Raw genomic sequence first — 21,115 nt, 5'->3', positions numbered from 1 at the left:
CAATTCGCATTAAATCCCTTGCGAGAGTGGTTTAATAAGGCTTTGAGTCGTCCGTAATCGTCAGATTGCCGGTTCTATCCCCCACCAAAAACCTAAAATTAGTAAATGCAGGTGCAGATACTGAACCAAAGGAAATCGTAAAAGGTGACGTTATCGCAACGTCGGTGCGCAATAATAACCATCTACTGCCATCAAAAGCATAGGTTCGTAAAAAGAATTGCGTGCCATTCTCTATGTCCGTTATCTTTGCTGCGGTGTTTGAACTACCAACCGATTTTTGGAAACCCACTACTTCATAAGTTCCATTGGCATTTTTCACGACACTCAAGAATCCTGTACTGTAACCTGCATCGCTCATGGTAACGGGGATTATAAAAGTGTCCTCTCCAGGCACACTAGGAGTGGCATCATCAGGAATTAATAGCATGGGCTCATCATTAATTAACGGCCATTCATCCACATGATCTGCTTTTACAAAACTAATATTCCAGGTGTTGGAAACTCCAGCCACAGCATCAATTCCCTGATATTGAATTGAGGTATAACAAGGAGGGGAAGAGAGAGGGTTATTCCTTCTGTCAAAAACACTAAAGGGACATGCATCATTACCCACGGCAGCAAATAATTCATTGTAATCATTCGTTATTGTGGCGGTATAGGTAGTTCCGTCATATTGTAGATTGGTCGGGTTGGCTACTAAGCTAGAAGTATTAGCACTATAAAACTGATAATAATCTTGTACTAAGCTAACATAATTGGTTGAAAAAAATTCCTGACCATTTAATTTCGTATTACTCGGGTAGTCTGGGTCATACTGCCCTAAAATGGAAGGAAAATAAACAGTCAATCCGTTTGAGTCGGCTCGATTAGCGCTGTTTAATAAATACTTAATGGTATTCGCATTCGCACTGACTACGGCGTTTGTAGCGAGTTGCAGTACGGGATCTGCTGGAAATTGGGCAGCAACGGCTGTAGCAAAGGCGGTCAAATCCACTACATCGAAACTATTCGCCTCCCATATGGACGTTGAATAATCAGCCGATTTATAGCGTGCATTCGCAATGGCTTTCCACTCAGAAACAGAACGAACATGGCTGTTTAAAGCATTTGCAAAATTGCTAATTGCAGCAATTAAATTAGCTACCTCAGAGGAAGCGGCTATTGATAACGTGGTGGAATCACCTTCATTCTGGCTCATATAGCCATTAATAATATCGATACCAATGGCTAATCCATTAGCCAGTAAATTATTCTTTACATAAGCAAGAAAAGTGTTGTACTGCCATCCTTGACCAGGTTCTAAATCTTCCGAAGCGACGAAATAATTGGTATACGGAGCTAGACCTGCTAAGAGCTCTGCACTAGCCATTAAACAGGCATCAAAACCGATCATTTCAAAACGCTTCCCTGTATTGAGAGTGGCTCCTCTAATGGCAGCAACCAATTGATTGATAGGTGTCGCGGCATTATTGTAAAGCTCATCTCCGCCAAAACCACCATTTGGACCACCGCCGTGATCGTTAAAAATTAAAATATAATTATCCGCTGGAAAGTTAGTCATTCCCCATTGGATAAAATCCTGAATGGTACTCGCTGCTGCCATGTTGACAGGACCTAAATCCTGAAGAGTTACGGCACTTCCTGGCAGTACAATCTTGCGTTGCACAGTTAGCCAACCAGGTGCATTAGCACCTCCGGTTTCTAAAACCACTTTCATTTCCTTAGAAGAACCCACCGTGGCCATTTGATTGATATTAAAGCTAGCGGATTGACCTAGTGATTCCAAATCAGAACCCACTATATACATTAAGATTGTGTACTTCGCTTGAGTCACATTAAAAGCAATACTACTCACTAAGGGTGCTCTTCCATTGTAATCAATCACTAAATGGCGATAAAACCTACCTGGAACTAGATTACCCAAAGTAACAATAATTGAACAATAAGCATTAGGGGCAATAAAAGTCCCGCAGGTACTCGCTATTGCAGCAGGAGAAGGGGGCTGCTGATCACCACCATTGATAACAGTAATACTGCGTAAAGGTAAATATTGTGTGGGTAAATTATTGTGAATTACGTAAGTCAGGGTTTGAGACTGATTAGGCTCCATGTCTGTTATAACAGGTAAGGAAACAAATTCTAAAGGTAGTTTCGCTGCCCAAAGCCAATGCGTCCAACAACAAAAAAACACCAATAGATAACTGTATTTACGCATGGTATTGAATCCTTTTAATAAAGCGACTAGGGATTTATACGGATACCTAATGAAATTCCCTGTGAACGCAAGTGAAAACGAGCTGGGCCGATAACCGCAAATTCTCCATCTAAAATACCTGTATTAGCTGTTCTGACTGTGCCTAAATCAGCATAAAGATATTGGAGTAAAAGGTGAGTATTTTCTTTAATCTGATAAGCGATACCTACTCCTCCTTCAGCAGCAAATCCTGTTTTTTTATAGCTACTTAACGATAAGGCACCTGCCTCAACTCCTAAGACAGGCTCATCATCATAGCGCAGCTTTGTCCACGTAGACCCAATGCCACCGCTTACAAAGAGAGAAAATTTCTTTAAGGTTGCAAGAGTTAATGCGACATTAAACATCAGGCGGGCATTGGCAATGGAGATTCCATAAAGATAATTATTCATTGTTGGATCTTGGTACTGCTCAATCTGTCCTCTGATCTCATTATTGAAAAAATCATGATCAAAATAGTGTAAATTTAAAGCGGCTCGCAGGCCTGAGAACCATTGCCACTGAGTAGCTGGAGAAGCAGTGCGAGAAAAAGGAAAAAAATAACCAACTCCAAGACTAAATTGACCAACAACTGGATTGTGAGTTTGATGGAGGTTATCGGTTTCTGTCTCAGTAATTTGATAAGAGGAGTTGCCTAATTGCAAATGATTAACACCTAATTCTCCTGTAAATTCCAGTTTTGCCTTTCCCAAAGAGGAAGAAAACACAAGAGAGTAGAAAGAAAATGAACCAAGAAATACAACAGCTATCCCTGCATGCTTTAATGAAAATACCATTTATAAATCCTGCTAAAAAGCGCTTTCAGTCGAATTTTTTGTTGAAAAAACTTTGGGTTAGCATCATACAGATATTTTTTAAGAAGACAATAACGCGACTTTAATGAAGTCGGGAATAATAGACTGTACTGCTCAAATGATAATATTGCTGAACAAAAAAATAAACTATTTACGCAGGTTGTTCACTCAATCGTCGAATAACGACCTGATCAGAAAAAGCATGACGAACGTTACCAATTTGCTGATAATTCTCATGCCCTTTCCCTGCTACTAGAATAATATCATCCTTATTCGCCAAGCTCATTGCTTTGGCAATGGCTTGCTCACGATCGGGAATTTTATAAAGATTCACTTTGTTTGAAATACCGGACTCTATTGCCTCGATAATGGCGAGGGGATCTTCGGTACGTGGATTATCGCTCGTAATGATTGTAATATCGGCATACTGGCTGGCGATTTTACCCATCATTGGACGTTTTGTTTTATCGCGATCACCACCGCAGCCGAATACCACTATGATTCGACCTTTTTTAACATTCTGCAAGGTAGCCAATACATTTTCCAATGCATCGGGAGAATGCGCGTAATCAACAATAGTGTAAGGTTCTCGAGTTACAATTTCCATTCGCCCGGGAGCCGCTTGTAATTTTGTCATGACCTCAACTACTTTTTCCACAGGATAACCATAAGCTAATAAACTGGTGAAGACAGCTAATGCATTATAAATATTAAAAAATCCCAAAGCGTTAATCACCAATTCCTGATGGCCCCATGGCGACACTAATTCAAGCTCTGTTCCTTTGAGATTAACATTCCAACGCAGTGCTTTTACTTCAGCGTCCTCTCGCACACCATAGCTCATGATTTGCTTGGCCTTACACTGCTTGCGCATTAACGAACTGTAGCTATCGTCTTTATTAATTATTGCCCATTGAAGATTAGGTTTCGCGAATAACATCGCTTTTGCTTCAGCATAAGCTTGCATGTTGAGGTGATAATCTAAATGCTCATGGCTTAGATTAGTAAAAATGGCTTGTTGAAATTCAATACTATCGACACGTCCTTGAGACAAAGCATGTGAAGAAACTTCCATGCAAACGTGTTTTATTGCCTTTTGCTCATAGTAATGCATAAGCTCTTGTAAACAAAGCGCATCGGGTGTGGTGTTAATTAAAGGTTGCAAGGCCGAAACTTCGCCCTGCCCTATCGTGCCAATATAAGCGGCATGCTCACCTAATAAGTTATGTGCTTGTGCCAGTTGAAAAGCAATCGTTGTTTTGCCGTTAGTTCCTGTCACGCCTGTGACAGCAAGTTTTTTTGTTGGCTCCCCATAAAACCGACTCGCGATGGCACCTAGCTGGGTTCCTAACCTCGGTACAGGTACGGCTGGAAAATGTGCTGGGATTTGGCTAACAGAAGACCAATTTTCGGGATCATAAACCAATGCAGCTGCTCCAGCATTGATTGCTTGCTGGATAAAGAGGCGTCCATCCGTTGCCAGACCGGGGTAAGCGAAAAATAAAAATCCTGGCTTAATTTGCCGGCTATCGTTGTGCAAACCTAAAATTTCGCATTCAGGAATAGCCCCTTTAATCCACGGTTGCATCAGCTCAGCAAATTTCATTATCACCTCATGTAGTCGTTTGGTCAGGTGGAACATCAAGAATACGCAGCGTTCCCGACATGACTTGCGCAAAAAGAGGGGCGGCAACGGAGGCTGCGTAATAACCGTTTTTAGTAGGCTCGTGAATCACGACAGCGACAACGAAGCGAGGATTTGAAACAGGGGCGATACCCACAAAGCTTGCAATATGGCGATGTTTCTCATAGCCATTTTTGCCAGCGATTTGAGCAGTTCCCGTTTTTCCTGCCACACGATATCCTGGAACTCTTGCTGAGCGCCCCGTTCCCCCGTTACCTAGCACTGCTTCCAACATCGCAAGAACCTGTTTTGCCGTTTTTTTATCTAAAACCTGCTCCCCTACTACTTCATTTTCATTATGCAATAAGGTAACGGGTTTTAACCGACCTTCGTTTGCAAAAATAAGATATGCTTTGGCTAATTGTAGCGCAGTCACTGACATGCCATAACCAAAGCTCACGGTACCCAATACAAAAGGATTTGCATCTTTAACATTGACAATACTGCCATCACTTTCTCCGGGGTAACCACTCTCCGTGCGCTGTCCAAAACCAACGCGCTGTAATAAACCAATTAATTGCTCCGGTGGGCTGGCTAAGACCATTTTTGCTACACCCACGTTACTCGAATGTTGAAGCACGCCAGTAACATCCAGAACACCATAATTATGAATGTCACGAATGGTATGACCATGGACAATCATCCAACTTGGCCGTGTATCAATGATAGTATCTGGCTTAAAGAGTCCACTTCCTAAAGCGCTTGCTATACTAAATGCCTTGATTACAGACCCAGGCTCAAAAGTATCCGTCAAAGCCCTATTGCGATAACTGTCTAAAGTATAGCGACCACGCGCGTTGGGATTAAAAGAGGGTGCGTTTGCCGCCGCTAAAATTTCTCCATTGCGAGTATCGACCACCACTACTGAACCCGATTTTGCTGCAAATTTTTCCATTGTATTTTGCAATTCGTGGTAAGCCAAATACTGGATACGCCGGTCGATGCTTAATACCAAATCCTGACCGGGACGAGGCAGCTTAATAATCCCAAGCTCTTCAATAATTTCGCCCATCCGATCTTTGACAACCCTTTTTTTGCCATTGGTTCCCATTAGCCAATCTTGATAGGCGAGTTCTAGACCTTCGATTCCGATATCATCAATATTGGTAAAACCCAGTAATTGAGCCATACTTTCCCCCTCAGGATAGTATCGCTTAAATTCTTGCTGAAAGTTGACCCCTGGGATATTAAGTTCTTCAATTTTTTTGGTTAGTGGTGGGGGCAACTGGCGTTGTAAATAGAGAAACTCTCGATTACGGGCTTGCCCCACACTGCTGCGCAGATGCCTAGGAGAAATGTTCAATAGACGACATAATTCAGTCAGCTGCCTGAGAGTGGGATTAAAGGTTTTAGGATTTATCCATACAGACTGTACTGGAGTACTTACCGCAAGTGGTATTCCTTGACGGTCAGTAATCATGCCCCGATGCGCCGGTATGTCGATTACACGCAAACTGCGCGCATCTCCTTGTCCTTGTAAAAATTGACGATGCAGAACCGTTAAATCCAGCATCCTCCATAAAAGAGCGCCTAATACCAAGAGGAAAAAACAAGATACGACGATTAATCGTGCCTGGTGGCCATTATTTTTCATTCTGTTCGTAATATAAAAATTTCTTTATCCATGGGTAATCTCATTTGCAACTTCTCCACGGCCAATTGTTCAACTCGGGCAGGCGTTGCAAGGCTGGCTTGTTCCAACAATAATTGCCCCCACTGTAATTGTAATTGATTAGCTTCCTGTTCCAAGCTCTGTAATTGGCTGAAATAGATACGATGCTCGTTGGTAGTATAAACAATCGCCAATGCAGTGACTAGAACCGCTAACAATAGAGTCAGTAAAAAACAAAGCTGTTTTGAAAACCGCATATCGGATAATTGTCCAGTAAAAAAATTGCTTTGATTGATCGCTCTGGCCGCAGCATTCATGCTATTTTTTCTCCTATACGTAAAACTGCGCTACGGGCTCTAACGTTCTGCCTTATTTCGTTATCAGACGCTTTTATAGCCTTACCTACTCTTTTAAAATTGGTCGACATTTCCACATTGCGTAGAGGAACACCGGGTGGGGGACGATGCCCATACTCTTTATCACGCATGAATTGCTTCACAATACGGTCCTCCAAGGAATGGAAACTAATAACCACCAGGCGCCCCCCCACCGCTAACGCATCCATGGCACTATTCAGACAAGTCACCAAATCACTGAGCTCCTGATTGATGTGAATACGTATTGCTTGAAATACACGGGTTGCAGGGTGTTTGTGCTTTTCCCACTTTGGATTTGCCTGCTTAACAATTTCAGCTAACTGATCGGTTGTCTTAATGGGTGTTTGTTCTCGCGCAGCAACAATTGCCCGCGCTATACGACCCGCAAAACGCTCTTCCCCGTATTCTCTGAAGACAGTCGCCATTTCTTCGGCCTCTGCATGATTGATGAAGCGCGCAGCATCCAATTCTTGCTGCAAATTCATACGCATATCTAAAGGACCTTTCTGCATAAAGCTGAAGCCTCGGTTGGGATTGTCCAATTGCGGTGATGAAACACCGAGATCTAACAAAACACCGTCAATACAGCCGTAGATCTGTTCTGCTTTAGCAAGTTCCGCAAGCGTAGCAAACGAACCATGAATAATTTGAAACCTCGGGTCATCGGCAAAATGCTGTTTAGCGTAGGCAATTGCTTCAGGGTCTTTATCAATCGCAAGCAATCGTCCGGATGCCGATAGTCGCTGCAAAATAACCTTACTATGCCCACCACGCCCGAACGTTCCATCGATATAGACGCCTTCTGGCTTAATGGCCAAGCCATCAATTGCTTCTTGCAACAATACTGATTGATGCGTTGTCATAATTACTTCCGTTACAAAGAAAAGGTTTTCATTTCATCAGGCAATCCATCTTCTCTAGAGGCTTCTTCAGCTAACCAATGCTCACGCCTGGTTTGCCACAAGCATTCATCCCATACTTCAAATTTATTACCCTGACCAATCATCACTACTTTTTTATCGAGATGTGCATAATCCCTGAGTAGTTGTGGCAGCAGGATACGCCCACTATTGTCTAATTCCACATCCGTCGCATGCCCAATCAACAAGCGTTGAATGCGCCGTGCTGCTGCATTAAAGCTTGGCAAACTTTGTAATTTATCCTCAATGATTTGCCATTCCTCTGCTGGATAAAGCAGCAAACAGGTTTCTTCTGTATCAATAGTCACTACCAAAGAGGCCTTGTCTTGTGCAGTCAAGGCATCTCGATAACGGGTTGGCACAGCAAGTCGGCCTTTTCCGTCGATGGTAATGGCATTAATTCCGCGAAACATGATTTTCAATTTATGCAGGTGACTGAGATGCCAGCTGAAATTTTATTAAACAATCCGCCGACATCTCACCCTCCCCACAATTCTCCACTTTTTTGTTATTTTAAACCACTTTTATACACTATAGAAACACAATTTCCCAAGCGTCAACCCTTTAACGACGATTTTAAAAAAAAATCCATGCAAAGTGGTTTATTTTTCCAAAATATGAGTTAAATATTTTCATAATGAGAATTTAATAATCTTTGAAAACAGCAGACAAAAAACCAGCCTACGAGGACATTCGCAACTATTTCGAATTGTTCATTCTTTTTTCTACGCCTCACGCCTTGTCCGCGAGACATAGGAGTTAGGAGAAAAGTGAGTTATCGCAAAAGTTTCAATCTGATGAATAAATTTGTTCTGAATAAAAACAGAAGGACAACTGATTTACCTCAATAAACTACTTTTGTATTTTTCAACTTGAGAAGTATTCTTCTCAGAAAGCGCTAGCAATTTAACTCTGCCGCTAAACGAACCCCTTGTAACACTAAATCTGGAATGAGGTGATCGTAAATACCTTGTTTATCAAATAAAGAAGCAAATCCTCCGGTTGCAAGCACTAGAACTTCTTGCTTTGAGAAAATCTCTTCTTTAATACGATGAATTAATTCTCGACAAGCGCCCAAAGCACCATAGTACACACCGGCTTGGATGCTTTCTATCGTGGAGCGCCCGACTACTTGCTCAGGCTTAATTATTTCCACAGCGGGCAATTTTGCAGTTTTCAAAGCCAGTGCATCCACCGCCAAACGTACACCAGGTAAAATCGATCCCCCTAAATACCCTTTTTGGGCGGTGATGACACAGAAAGTAGTTGCAGTGCCAAAATCAATGACGATGATGTTTTTCCCAGGAAATAGCGAAGTGGCCGCAATTGCATTGGCGATACGGTCGGCCCCTACTTCAATAGGATTGCGATATTTAATGTTTAGGCCTGTTTTCACTCCCGATTGAAGGAAAAAAGGCTCTACTGAAAAATATTTTAAGCAGGCAGCACGCAAAGAATAATCAATTTGTGGAACCACTGAGCAAATAGCAATTTGGTTAATTGCCTCCGGAGAGCATTGATTTTCACGTAACACGGATTTAAGAAAAATACCTAACTCATCAGAAGTACTGATTTTTGATGTATGACGAAAGCGAAGACGAATTTCTTCTCCAGCAAAAACACCCCCGTAAATATGAGAATTCCCCACATCGATACATAACATCATAGTCAATACTCTTCGCATTCCTAAATGCGCGATAGTAAGTCGAGTTAAGATTAGAATCAAGAGAAGGATTGATTTATACAGGGGTAAACGCATTCTCCTGTCTAAATTTGTGAGTACTTTTCAGGCATAACGAGCGGAACTTAGACTTTTTGGTTTTATATAGTCCTATGAGACGCGTTTACCCTGCTGATTTATACGTGAACGTTTACGTTACCGAATGAATTAGGGGCAGGCGGCCTAAGTTCGCGTTAATGAGCATGCCTATTGAGATAAAAATAAGTCGGTCGATAAGCCGGGTTCTGTCGCGGACAATCATTCATCTGGGACATGCGTCACCACATGCCTCAAGCAACCTACCCGAATCCCGTACGGGCCGTACGCTCTTACCAAAGGTAAGTAGGATTCCTATTTGGTCTTGCTCCGAGTGGGGTTTTCCCTGCCACGACTGTTACCAATCGCGCGGTGCGCTCTTACCGCACCATTTCACCCTTACCTGCTAAATGAACAGGCGGTATATTTTCTGTGGCACTTTCCGTAGGCTCACACCTCCCAGGCGTTACCTGGCACTCTGCCCTATGGAGCCCGGACTTTCCTCCCTTCGTGGTACACAAAGAGCGATTGCCTGACCGACTCTGTTACTAATACTAGCAGAGTGCCTAGTGAAAGGCCAGTAATTCAGAAACTACCCGCGAGTACCAATGAACTCATCATCGAAATAGCGCTTCAACTTAGTGCGTAACGTACCACGGCTTACACCAAGAACACGAGCTGCCTTAGATTGATTATACCGAGTTAACTCCATCACTGTACGAAATAGAGGAGCTTCAACTTCTTCTACAATCAATTGATAAAGGTTTAAATTAGCTTCTTTATTGCCAACTGCGTTTAGATATCCTTTCACAGCAGCAATAACTTGCTGGTTTAACCCCTCACTGTGATTCTCAACTCGCTGCATAACTGCTGCACTCATTATCCTCTCCAACAATCAAAAAAATAGTTATTTAACTTCATAAATGAACATCGTGGCCTATATGCTAACAAATGTAGCAAAGTATGTAAACATTGTTTTAATGATATTCATTTATTAAGGAAAGCTTAAGGAAAAATAATCTTTTTTTCAAGTAATTTTGCGCGATCTGAAACAATTTAATTCAATTTATAAAAAAATAGTTCTGAATTGATTAAAAAAACACAAAAGTGCCATTGCGATTAACTCAGGGGATTTTGTTCAGCGGGTACCTTTATAAAAGAGTTAGTTTTTAACAAATCGATCAAATAATAAAAAAGTTGGCTTTGATCCAACTCACATAGAGAGGATGCCGATCAGTTGATAAATCGAGCGAGCATTAAGAAGCAACCAAAGCAGCACTGATCTTGATTGCTTCTCATCTTTGTAAATCCGGGCTTACTCAACAGTAAAGCTCTCGCCGCAACCGCATTGTCCTGTTTGATTTGGGTTTTCAAAAACGAACTTATGATTTAGACCTTGCTTGACATAATCCACCCTAACTCCCTTAAGATAAGGGTAACTGGCTTTGTCAATATACAGTTGATAATCACCCGTCAATTCCTGCACAATGTCATTGTCTTTTGGTGCAACCACATAATCGACAACGTAAGACATTCCTGAACATCCGGTTTTCTTAACTGAAAATCGCACACCCTTGCTACCTTTTTGTTTCTCAAGATAAGCGACAACATGACGAATCGCTGTTTCGCTCAAACTAACACCAAATCCTGTGTCACTAGTATGATGCATCACTTCACTCATTAGTTTTCCCCTTTAACTTTGCTTTCATTTTTTGGATTAGTTCCTGATAGCCATCTTCGACTTGCAATCCAACCGAATAGCGGATTTTCGGTATAGCCAATTTTTCAACGAGCACACCATGAGTCCACTGAGGATGCGTATGGATTTGGCTTCCTTCCAATTGACGACAGAGCCATTCTGCTGCAGCAACTAAATAAGGGTTTCCGTAAGCCTTAAAACGCGCTTTGAGTACAACTCCCTCTTCGTTACACTGTAAATAAAAATCGCATACATCCCCACGGCCTGCTTCTCCAGTGCGATGATAAACGCTCAAATGCTGCGTTAAGTCCACTGTACCTACGTGTTCGGGGGCAAAAAAGCAGGATTCTACAAGTTCATTATATATCATAGTGGCGATATTTTATGCAATCGGTTGATTTGATGGATTATTATAGCAATGACTTTCTTCACTTGCTCTTCTGTTGTGAAACGTCCTATTGATAATCGAATTGAACTATAAGCTAACTCATCAGTTAAACCTAAAGCACGCAACACATAGGACGGTTGCATGCTCGCTGCCGAGCAAGCTGAAGTGGTTGAAATGGCTATCTCACGCAATGCCAATAACAGTGAATCGCCTTCAATGCCTGCAAAAGTCAAGTTGAGGTTACCTGCGAGACGTTGATGTTCATGCCCATTTAAACGGATGCCAGGCAGATGTTTAATGCCATCCCATAGTTGTTGGCGCAAACCCAAGATTTTTGCTTGTTCTTCTATTCGACTTTCCTCTGCAAGGGCAAACGCCTCTCCCATACCCACAATTTGATGAGTTGCCAATGTGCCTGACCGTAATCCACCTTCATGACCACCTCCAAATGAAAGGGGTTGCAATCGAATTCTCGGCTTATGACGAACATAAAGTGCGCCGACTCCCTTAGGACCATAGATTTTATGCGCTGAAAACGACATCAAATCGACAGATAATTGAGTGAGGTCAATTTCAAGCTTACCGGCACTTTGCGCCGCATCCACATGAAAAATAATCCCTTTATCGCGCAATAACTCACCTATCGCAGCAATATCCTGGATCACTCCAATTTCATTGTTGGCATGCATAATAGACACCAGGATAGTGTCCTCACGTAAAGCGTCAGCCAGCGTCGACAGATTTAATAATCCATCCGGTTGAGTATTTAGATAACTTACCGTAAATCCTTCTCGCTCCAGTTGCTGAAAACTATCAAGAACAGCCTTATGCTCTGTTCGCAGGGTGATGACATGACGCCCTTTGCGCTGATAAAACCGGGCGGCCCCCAAAATGGCTAAATTATCGGCTTCGGTTGCCCCTGAGGTAAAAACAATTTCGCGGGGGGAGGCATGAATCACTTGAGCAATCTGTGCACGTGCCTGCTCTACCGCTTCAGCCGCATGCTTGCCATACACATGCGTTACCGATGCTGGGTTACCAAATTGACCGTCTGGGCCTAAGTATTTCATCATTTTCTCTATGACCCGGGGATCAACAGGCGTTGTCGCCATGTAGTCTAAATAAATGGGTAGTTTATGCATACCTATCTCCACTCATTTCTCATTGGTCTTTTTCAATGCATACTGCACCTGACTTAAAATGCCACGTAAAATAGATACCTCTGTGTGTTCCAATTGCGATCGATTAAATAAACGCCGAATTCTTTGTTGTAATCGTTTTGTTGGATTGGTCGGTTTTAAAAACTCAATGGCAGTCATTACTTCAGTTAAATGAGCATAAAATCCTTCTATCTCCTCTGCGGTCGCTGGACGACCAGGGTGCAACTCGACTTCAGCAAGGGGAGCCAGGAGCTTCATGCGCAGCTCGTAAGCAATGATTTGCACCGCTTGTGAAAGATTTAACGAACTGTATTCTGGGTTGGATGGAATATTGACATGATAATGACTGCGCAATAACTCTTCATTGGTTAACCCAGCATGCTCACGACCAAAGACAATCGCTACTTTTGTGTTGTCTGGTTTCTGAGCTATTAGTTCAGCGCAACTTGCCGGAGTTAATCCCGGTAAAGCGATTCCGCGCGGCCGAGCACTTGTGGCAAAAACCAATTGGCAACCCTGCAATGCGTCATCGAGGGATGTCGTCACTACTGCTTCTTGTAGTACATCATCAGCTCCTGCTGCCATTTCATGGGCTTTTTGATCTGGAAATGACTTTGGCGATACTAAATAAAGCTTGCGCAATCCCATGGTCTTCATAGCCCTTGCAGCAGAACCAATGTTTCCAGGATGAGAAGTTGCCACTAAAACGATGCGAATCGAAGCAAAATTCATAAAACAACCTTAGGCAGTAATTTACCCATTGCAACCGATGCAACCAAAGTTTTAAGGCAAAAATGTTCAAAACCAAGGACGGCTTTCGCAGGCAGCGAGGGCATTTTTGTGCAAAAAATGCCCTCGCTGCTCAGTTACAATGAAGGGTCGTAAATTCAATGATAGCAACTATACCAGCAATGACTCCTCTCTGTACAAAAAAAAATGTGGTAAGATCGCCGGCTTTGTGGAAAACGAGCAAACTTATGCACCCATTACTCAATATTGCTATTACTGCCGCCCGTTCAGCCGGGGATATTATTATCCGTCACATCGAACAAATTGATCGAATAAAAATAACTGCCAAAAGCAGTGAAGAATATTTCAGCGAAGTGGATGTTAAAGCGGAACAAGCGATCATTACCTCTATTCTTAAGGCCTATCCTGACCACGGTATCATTGCCGAAGAAAGTGGTATTCATAATGATGAGGCGGAATCCGTATGGATTATTGATCCCTTAGACGGCACAACCAATTATTTGCATGGTTTTCCATTTTTTTCTGTTTCTATCGCTCATAAAGTTAAGAATCGCATCGAGCATGCAGTGGTCTATGACCCTCTTCGTCATGAATGCTTCTCCGCAAGTCGTGGAAGTGGAGCAAAACTCAATGATCGCCGCATTCGAGTTTCTAAACAGACACAGTTAAATGGTGCCTTATTGGGTACAGGATTTCCATTTCGCAATACGCTGATCGCCAAGCGTTATATGCCAACTTTCGAAGCCCTCATCGGCAAATGCGCTGGCGTTAGAAGGACAGGATCGGCAGCGCTCGATCTTGCTTATGTCGCGTGCGGCAGGCTTGATGGGTTATGGGAATTCGGCTTGCGCCCCTGGGATATTTCAGCCGGCAGCCTACTCATTAAAGAAGCTGGCGGTTTAATCAGCGATATGCAAGGGGGCGAGGAGTACCTAAAACAGGGTGATGTTGTTGCAGGTACACCTAAGGTTTTTAAGTCATTACTTCAAACATTGATGCCGGCAACAAAACGTTAACATAGAAACAAGATCATTCGCCAATGAGCCGGAGATCATCTTTTCATCCTTCTTGCCCTACCCCTAAAGGGGGCTAGGGGCGCTCAGGACTTACTATCCCTTTAATAAACCTCTTGCTGCACTTTTGGTGCAAAAAGGCGTGCACCAAATAAATTGATAAACAAGCCACTGATCACTAATAAACCTGCTACCAACTTCCAAAGATAGAAAGGTTCATCGAGTAATAATACCGAGCTCAATACGCCCACTACCGGGACTAGTAAGGTAAAAGGCACTACCATCCCCACGGGATAGCGGCTCACTAACCAATTCCATACGCCATAACCAACCCAAGTTGACGCATAAACAATATAGAATAAGGAACCAACACTTTGCCAAGTTAAGTGTTGGAAAGTATGCATAATTGTTCGTGGGCCTTCAACGAGTAAAGACAGAAGCAGCAAAGGGATCCAAGCAACGAAGCTCCCCCAGACTACAAGCGCTATCATATTAACGTGGTGGTTTCTTTTGGTAATAAGATTACCAAAACCCCAAATCGCCGCAGCCGCAAGAATACATCCAAACCCTAACAGGGAAACATTTTTATCGAAATGCATAGCAACAATGCCAATCCCTGTAAAAGAGATCAGTGCACCAAAACCCTGCCAAATAGAAGCCTTCTCTCCTAGAAAAAGTGCAGCAAAAAACATGCTGAAAAACACCTGGGTTTGCATGATGATTGAACCCATTCCTGGCGTCATACCCACATGCATTCCTACGAAAAGAAAGGAAAATTGCAATGCGAACATAATAAGTCCGTAGGAAAGGATCACACGGAAAGGAACAGCAGGTAATTTAATGAAAAAAATGGCTGGTATACTTGCTAAAACAAAGCGAAGAACACAAAGAAAAAGAGGTGAGATCTCGTGGAGAGCTAATTTCACAAAAAGAAAATTAAGACCCCAAATTACAACAACCAAGAGTGCAAGAAGAAGATGAGTAATAGGCATTATTAGGAGTTTTTATTAAGAATGTCGGCTATCTTATCACAAATTGAGCGATGAATTGAGGGGGAAAAACGCGATTTCAGTAAAGATAAATTAAAGATAATTTCGTGGATTCAGCCAGGACACTGAGCTGTGGGCAGCCGGGTGAAGGCATAGCCGTAACCCGGGTTATCTCTAACTCTATGAGGGAGTTCTCGGAGGTGCAGCCACCTCAGTGACTTTTTTCAAATCGTCTTTAGCTCTTTCACTTTCTTCTTTAAGCGTAGCAGAAAACATCGTATAAATACTTTTTGAATGTATTTTTTCAGCTTTTCTTGCTGTTTTTTCTAGAGCATTATGGAGATCATCAGTAAGTTCAGCATGACCATAAGAAGCCTCGCCTTTATCGAATTTTTCCTTCATGGACTCCAATTGTTTTTCAAGGTTTTCTGCTTCACTAATCAGCAATATCTTATCATGCATGAGACGGCGAAATGAGGTTGTCGATAACCAATTGACAATTGGTTTAAATAAACCAATCTGGGTTACCTTCGCAATGCCGGTCGCTTGTTTTTGTTCATACAGCGCTAAGCATTTTTGAATGTGAACAATGTAGCGAATGGTCGCAACTTTATCCGCTAATTCATCAACTTGTTTTGAGGACAGTTTCTCAAAATCTTTCCCACTCACTTTAAATTTAGGGTCGTCTCCAGAATTCAATCCATCAGCTAAATCATTGATTTGTTGTTGCGCTTTTTCAATTAAGGTTTCTTTTTTCTTGGCGACATTAGACAACGGTTTTACCGTATCTTTAATACCACTTACCATACTTACCAAGCTTGATGCTAAGTTATTGATACCTTGGGGCATGACTCTGCCTACTGTTCCACCTATCAGGTAATTAGTCCATCCGCCAACCGTTTCTGCTGCACCAATTACCGCACGAGTCGCAGTTACTGCCACTTTCGTCACACCACTCCGTTCAGTATCAGGAGTATCTAAGCTTCTTAACTCGCCAGCAACGCGAGGAAAGGTTTGCTCCAATTCGTGTGCATTATCATCTTTTAAGCGATCGAGCAATGAATCATCATGAGGCAATTCTTCGATGAATTTTTTATATTCGGCAATTTCTCTAAGAATTTTTTCTTTCTTTTTGAGTGCAGCATCCAATTCGGTAAAAAGACTGGCAATATTAGACTGATTATATTCCACATTGGCTTGATCATACTCATCAATTTTCTTTTTTGCATCTTCTTCAAATTGGCCAATCAGTTTATCCTCAAGCGGTAATTCAGAGAGCATATTTTGGACTTTTTCAAACAGATTTGCTCCTGCTTGTTGAGTCACACCAGGAAAAGTTTCTTTAACTTTGTTGGCTTCTTCTTCGTTGTTGCAATAAGCTTCAATTCGTTTTTTTAATTCAATCATATTAGCCTGTACAACAGCATCATTTGCCCTCACCCCATTTAAGACTAAGGAATTACCTTCATTGATTTGTGCGTAGCGATTGAGGTGCTGGTAAAAAACCATGGCAAATAATAATTCATCGGGATTCGTTACATTAGGAAGGTATTGAGGGGCCTCTGTTGCGCTACTGGTGTATTCCGCTCCCAATTTTTCGGATGCTTTCTTGATATTTGCTTCTCTAGTCCTCGCTGCAAATAAATTAGCCTCGATTTCTCTTCCTTCAGTAGCCATGGTCATTGCTGCAGTCCATGCTTCCGAATTCGAAGTTTCTTGTTTAACCAGGACCTTTAGACGATCTAAATCAGTGATTAACGCATTCCACCAGTCAGTCAATCTCATAGCCGTACACCATTATTAATTACTTATGATTAATAATTGTACATAAAGATAATTAACAGAACATTATGCGTTTATTATGAGAGCATTACGTCTTTCTTAAACTAAGATTAAAGAATCTCCAAGTTGAATGTGATGTAGATTGGGCAAATGGTATGCAATCCCCTATTCTTAGGTTGGGCCGAGGCCCAACCTGTTTTCCGACCTGATTCCTTGTTGGAGGCCAAGAGCAATAGGAAGTTGCTCCATCATTGCTGTACCCAGATTTTTGGCGACTCGTTCAAAGACGTTTTGCTTGTAGGTATAGTCGATAATTTTTTCAACCTTAACAAGGTCTCGCGCTACTTGGCCGCTGCTGGCAAAACCATCAATTAAGCCTCGCTCTTTAGCCTGATCCCCTGTCCAAAAAAGGCCTGAGAAGGTTAAATCATCCATTTTTAGGCGATCCCCGCGACCTTCTTTCACTTTATTAATAAAGACATTATGAATGTCATCTAACATTGTTTGCAAAATCTTGGTTTGCTCAGGCAAAACGGGAGAGAACGGATCGAGAAAACCTTTATTTTTCCCTGAAGTTTGGAGTCGTCTTGAGATACCCAATTTTTGCAGAGTGTCTACAAAACCAAATCCATTGTACAAGACACCTATAGAGCCCACCATACTTGAGGGATTCGCATAAATTTCATCCGCTGCAACCGCAACATAATAAGCGGCAGAAGCACACATGTCTGCACACACAGCATACACTTTAATATCAGGATATTTATTACGGTAGTATTTAATGGTGTTGTACATATAATCAGCTTGAACAGGACTACCTCCGGGACTATTGATTCGTAAAATCAGCGCCTTAAGACCAGTACTGTTATAAGCGTCATCTAAACCTTTGACAAAATTCTCAGAGCTTGCAGTTTGGCTATCAAAGATACTCCCTTTAATATCGATTAAACCCACATGAGGTTTGGTTTTTATGCTTTTGTCTTCTTCAGACATGCTAAATAGGCTGTAGGCAATGATCAAAAAAATTAAAAAATAGACTGTACGCATAAACCAGCGCCATCGCCTTTTTCGTTTTTGTTCGCGCATAAACTCGAGAACAATTTGATTTAACAAAGCTTGTGAGTCAGGATTTTCCCCTGTAGGCGTATTATTCATGGGTAACTACTTGATTTTAAAAAATAGGCCCATATTTTACGGCAGATAGCGTTTAATTCAAACAATATCCTGCATTTCGGCACAAGAAATGAATGATTTTAAATTTATTCACCCTTTAAGAGAGGTCTTTTATGCGTACTGATAAGCTTACCTCAAAATTCCAAATGGCTCTGGCTGATGCTCAATCCCTTGCTTTGGGTCGAGATAATGGATTCATTGAACCCGAACATGTTATGAAAGCACTTCTGGATCAACAAGGAGGCAGCAGCAGACCATTGCTTACTAAAGCTGGGGTTAATTTATCTCAGTTACGCAACTTACTTGACCAGGCTTTAGATAGACTCCCTAAGGTTGAAGGGACAGGTGGAGATATGCACATTTCCAATGGACTGAACCGTCTTTTAAATTTAACCGATAAGCTCTCGCAACAACGTAAAGACAGCTATATTTCCAGCGAAATGTTCATCTTAGCTGCGTTAAGTGAAGAAAACAGTCTTGGTAAATTACTTAAACAGGCAGGCGCTGATAAAAAAGGAATCGAAAAAGCCATTGATGAAGTTCGTGGTGGAGAGACTGTGAATGACCCTAACGCCGAAGAGCAAAGACAAGCATTAGAAAAATACACTTTAGATCTCACCGAACGTGCGGAACAAGGAAAATTGGATCCTGTCATCGGCAGAGATGATGAAATACGCCGCACGATTCAGGTATTGCAACGGCGTACAAAAAATAACCCGGTCCTGATTGGCGAACCTGGTGTGGGCAAAACAGCCATTGTCGAAGGATTAGCACAACGAATTGTAAATGGCGAAGTGCCAGAAGGCTTAAAAGACAAACGCTTACTCGTGTTGGATTTAGGCGCACTGATTGCCGGGGCCAAATTCCGTGGTGAATTTGAAGAACGATTAAAGGCAGTACTTAATGATTTGGCAAAACAGGAAGGACAAATTATTTTATTCATTGATGAATTGCATACCATGGTAGGGGCAGGAAAAGCAGAAGGCGCTATGGATGCTGGAAACATGCTAAAACCTGCCCTCGCCCGTGGGGAATTGCATTGCATCGGTGCTACTACCTTAGATGAATATCGGCAATACATTGAGAAAGATGCTGCTTTGGAACGCCGCTTCCAAAAGGTCTTGGTGAATGAACCCAATGTGGAAGACACCATCGCTATTTTGCGGGGCTTGCAGGAGCGTTATGAAGTCCATCATGGTGTGGAAATTACCGATCCGGCCCTTGTTGCTGCTGCCACACTCTCACAGCGTTATATCACCGACCGACAGCTACCTGATAAAGCAATTGATTTAATTGACGAAGCAGCCAGTAAAATTCGCATGGAAATTGATTCCAAACCAGAAGCCATGGACAAACTTGAACGACGCTTAATTCAGCTAAAAATTGAACGCGAAGCATTAAAAAAAGAACATGATGAAGCCTCCAAAAAGCGCTTGAGCGACTTACAACAGAGTATTGATGAACTCGAAAAAAATTATGCTGATCTAGAGGAGATTTGGAAAGCGGAGAAAGCGACATTACAGGGTGCCAATCAAATTAAAGAATCGTTAGAGCAAGCTAAACTCGAGTTAGAAACCGCACGACGTGCTGGCGATTTGACCCGCATGTCCGAATTACAATACGGTCGGATTCCAGAGCTTGAAAAACAATTAACTCAGGTGCTCGCTTCTGAAAAAGCGGGAGCAGAAAATAAATTAGTCCGCAACAGAGTGACCGAGGAAGAAATTGCTGAAGTGGTTTCTAAATGGACTGGTATTCCTGTCGCAAAAATGTTGGAAGGAGAAAAAGAAAAGCTTTTACGCATGGAAGAAGCCCTACATAAACGACTGATTGGCCAAAATGAGGCAGTGGATGCAGTGGCTAATGCGATACGTCGCTCAAGGGCAGGTTTATCCGATCCTAATCGTCCGATTGGTTCCTTTCTCTTTCTGGGTCCTACAGGCGTGGGTAAAACAGAACTTTGTAAAGCGCTTGCCGCCTTTCTTTTTGATACAGAAGAAGCCATGGTGCGCATTGACATGTCTGAATTCATGGAAAAACATTCGGTGGCAAGGCTAATTGGCGCCCCCCCTGGTTATGTGGGCTACGAAGAAGGCGGCTATCTCACGGAAGCTATACGCCGGCGTCCTTACTCTGTTATCTTGTTGGATGAAGTGGAAAAAGCCCATAGCGATGTATTTAATGTATTGCTGCAAGTCCTTGATGATGGGCGACTAACAGATGGACAAGGTCGAACCGTCGATTTTCGCAATACAGTCATCGTAATGACTTCGAATTTAGGCTCTCATCTTATTCAAGATATGGCCTCAAAATTGGACTATGAGCAAATTAAAACAGCAGTTTTGGAAATTGTCGGCCAACATTTCCGCCCGGAATTCATTAATCGTATTGATGACACTGTGGTCTTTCATCCTTTATCCAAAGAGCAAATTGGTCACATTGCTGAAATTCAGATTCACCATTTGCAACAACGGTTAGCACAACAAAACATCGAATTAGCTGTTCACCATGACGCATTAATGCATCTTGCTGAAGCAGGTTTTGATCCCGTTTATGGCGCCCGTCCTTTGAAAAGAGTTATCCAACAGCGGCTTGAAAATCCATTAGCTCAAGCCTTGTTGAATGGTCAATTTCAATCAGGGGATAGGATTAATGTGATTTGGAAAGAGGGAAAATTTCACTTTGAAACAAAATAATGCTGAGGGATCTCCTTGATGGGGTTACTGCCAAGAGTCGGGAGGTCCTTCGCTTTGCTCAGGATGAC

At 42.2% G+C, this 21,115-nt stretch carries 18 protein-coding genes and 1 other RNA gene; 2 read left to right on the top strand and 17 right to left on the bottom strand.

All coding sequences use genetic code 11. The annotated features are described in order from the left end of the window. Positions 1-31 precede the first annotated feature (31 nt). The 14 genes from B5D33_RS01295 to B5D33_RS01225 all read right to left on the bottom strand — a co-directional run bounded on the left by B5D33_RS01295 (position 32) and on the right by B5D33_RS01225 (position 13,376). A complete protein-coding gene (locus tag B5D33_RS01295) occupies positions 32-2,215 on the bottom strand; it encodes a clostripain-related cysteine peptidase (RefSeq protein ID WP_058452502.1) in 2,184 nt (727 codons plus the stop codon). A gap of 26 nt (positions 2,216-2,241) precedes the next feature. Beyond that, entirely contained in the window at positions 2,242-3,030 is a 789-nt protein-coding gene (locus B5D33_RS01290) for an outer membrane protein (protein ID WP_058452501.1), read from the bottom strand. A 169-nt stretch (positions 3,031-3,199) separates the two neighbouring features. Further along, positions 3,200-4,654, bottom strand: coding sequence for a UDP-N-acetylmuramoyl-L-alanyl-D-glutamate--2,6-diaminopimelate ligase (locus B5D33_RS01285; RefSeq protein WP_058452500.1), 1,455 nt, complete (start codon positions 4,652-4,654; stop codon positions 3,200-3,202). 7 nt (positions 4,655-4,661) lie between these two features. Then, complete coding sequence (locus B5D33_RS01280; RefSeq protein ID WP_058452499.1) at positions 4,662-6,326, bottom strand: peptidoglycan D,D-transpeptidase FtsI family protein; 1,665 nt, start codon at positions 6,324-6,326, stop codon at positions 4,662-4,664. Beyond that, positions 6,323-6,661, bottom strand: coding sequence for a cell division protein FtsL (ftsL, locus tag B5D33_RS01275; RefSeq protein ID WP_058452498.1), 339 nt, complete (start codon positions 6,659-6,661; stop codon positions 6,323-6,325). The genes B5D33_RS01280 and ftsL overlap by 4 nt, the downstream gene beginning before the upstream one ends. Next, positions 6,658-7,584 (bottom strand): 16S rRNA (cytosine(1402)-N(4))-methyltransferase RsmH, encoded by a 927-nt coding sequence (gene rsmH / locus B5D33_RS01270; RefSeq protein ID WP_058452497.1) that lies wholly within the window; start codon positions 7,582-7,584, stop codon positions 6,658-6,660. Before rsmH ends, ftsL begins: the two co-directional genes overlap by 4 nt. 11 nt (positions 7,585-7,595) lie before the next feature. Beyond that, on the bottom strand, positions 7,596-8,054 hold the full coding sequence (mraZ, locus tag B5D33_RS01265; RefSeq protein ID WP_058452496.1) for a division/cell wall cluster transcriptional repressor MraZ: 459 nt from the start codon (positions 8,052-8,054) through the stop codon (positions 7,596-7,598). 485 nt (positions 8,055-8,539) lie between these two features. Further along, positions 8,540-9,307 (bottom strand): type III pantothenate kinase, encoded by a 768-nt coding sequence (locus B5D33_RS01255; protein WP_058452494.1) that lies wholly within the window; start codon positions 9,305-9,307, stop codon positions 8,540-8,542. Between the two features lie 272 nt (positions 9,308-9,579). Next, positions 9,580-9,941, bottom strand: an RNA gene (gene rnpB / locus B5D33_RS01250) — RNase P RNA component class A. Between the two features lie 48 nt (positions 9,942-9,989). Next, positions 9,990-10,277: a helix-turn-helix domain-containing protein gene (locus B5D33_RS01245; protein WP_058452493.1), complete on the bottom strand. Its 288-nt coding sequence runs from the start codon at positions 10,275-10,277 to the stop codon at positions 9,990-9,992. Between the two features lie 435 nt (positions 10,278-10,712). After that, positions 10,713-11,078, bottom strand: coding sequence for a HesB/IscA family protein (locus tag B5D33_RS01240; RefSeq protein ID WP_058452492.1), 366 nt, complete (start codon positions 11,076-11,078; stop codon positions 10,713-10,715). Then, complete coding sequence (locus tag B5D33_RS01235) at positions 11,071-11,466, bottom strand: iron-sulfur cluster assembly scaffold protein (RefSeq protein ID WP_058452491.1); 396 nt, start codon at positions 11,464-11,466, stop codon at positions 11,071-11,073. The genes B5D33_RS01240 and B5D33_RS01235 overlap by 8 nt, the downstream gene beginning before the upstream one ends. Beyond that, positions 11,463-12,626: an IscS subfamily cysteine desulfurase gene (locus B5D33_RS01230; protein ID WP_058452576.1), complete on the bottom strand. Its 1,164-nt coding sequence runs from the start codon at positions 12,624-12,626 to the stop codon at positions 11,463-11,465. Before B5D33_RS01230 ends, B5D33_RS01235 begins: the two co-directional genes overlap by 4 nt. Before the next feature lie 12 nt (positions 12,627-12,638). Further along, entirely contained in the window at positions 12,639-13,376 is a 738-nt protein-coding gene (locus tag B5D33_RS01225; protein WP_058452490.1) for an RNA methyltransferase, read from the bottom strand. 245 nt (positions 13,377-13,621) lie between these two features. Between B5D33_RS01225 and B5D33_RS01220 the strand changes: the two genes are divergently transcribed. Next, positions 13,622-14,410 (top strand): inositol monophosphatase family protein, encoded by a 789-nt coding sequence (locus B5D33_RS01220; RefSeq protein WP_058452575.1) that lies wholly within the window; start codon positions 13,622-13,624, stop codon positions 14,408-14,410. A 101-nt stretch (positions 14,411-14,511) separates the two neighbouring features. Here B5D33_RS01220 and B5D33_RS01215 read toward each other — a convergent pair whose 3' ends face one another. The 3 genes from B5D33_RS01215 to B5D33_RS01205 all read right to left on the bottom strand — a co-directional run bounded on the left by B5D33_RS01215 (position 14,512) and on the right by B5D33_RS01205 (position 18,333). After that, positions 14,512-15,399 carry an EamA family transporter gene (locus B5D33_RS01215; protein ID WP_058452489.1) on the bottom strand — a complete coding sequence of 296 codons (888 nt, stop codon included), beginning with the start codon at positions 15,397-15,399 and terminating at the stop codon, positions 14,512-14,514. A gap of 177 nt (positions 15,400-15,576) precedes the next feature. Further along, positions 15,577-17,181, bottom strand: a complete 1,605-nt coding sequence (locus tag B5D33_RS01210; RefSeq protein WP_058452488.1) for a hypothetical protein — start codon at positions 17,179-17,181, stop codon at positions 15,577-15,579. A 168-nt stretch (positions 17,182-17,349) separates the two neighbouring features. Continuing rightward, positions 17,350-18,333 (bottom strand): S49 family peptidase, encoded by a 984-nt coding sequence (locus tag B5D33_RS01205; RefSeq protein ID WP_058452487.1) that lies wholly within the window; start codon positions 18,331-18,333, stop codon positions 17,350-17,352. A gap of 131 nt (positions 18,334-18,464) precedes the next feature. Between B5D33_RS01205 and clpB the strand changes: the two genes are divergently transcribed. Further along, positions 18,465-21,047: an ATP-dependent chaperone ClpB gene (clpB, locus tag B5D33_RS01200; RefSeq protein WP_058452486.1), complete on the top strand. Its 2,583-nt coding sequence runs from the start codon at positions 18,465-18,467 to the stop codon at positions 21,045-21,047. The last annotated feature ends 68 nt before the right edge of the window (positions 21,048-21,115 follow it).

This window comes from Legionella maceachernii (assembly GCF_900167045.1).
GTDB classification, from domain to species: Bacteria; Pseudomonadota; Gammaproteobacteria; order Legionellales; family Legionellaceae; genus Tatlockia; species Tatlockia maceachernii.
The sequence above is the reverse complement of the archived record's forward strand: the minus strand, read 5'-3'. Positions and strand labels throughout refer to the sequence as shown.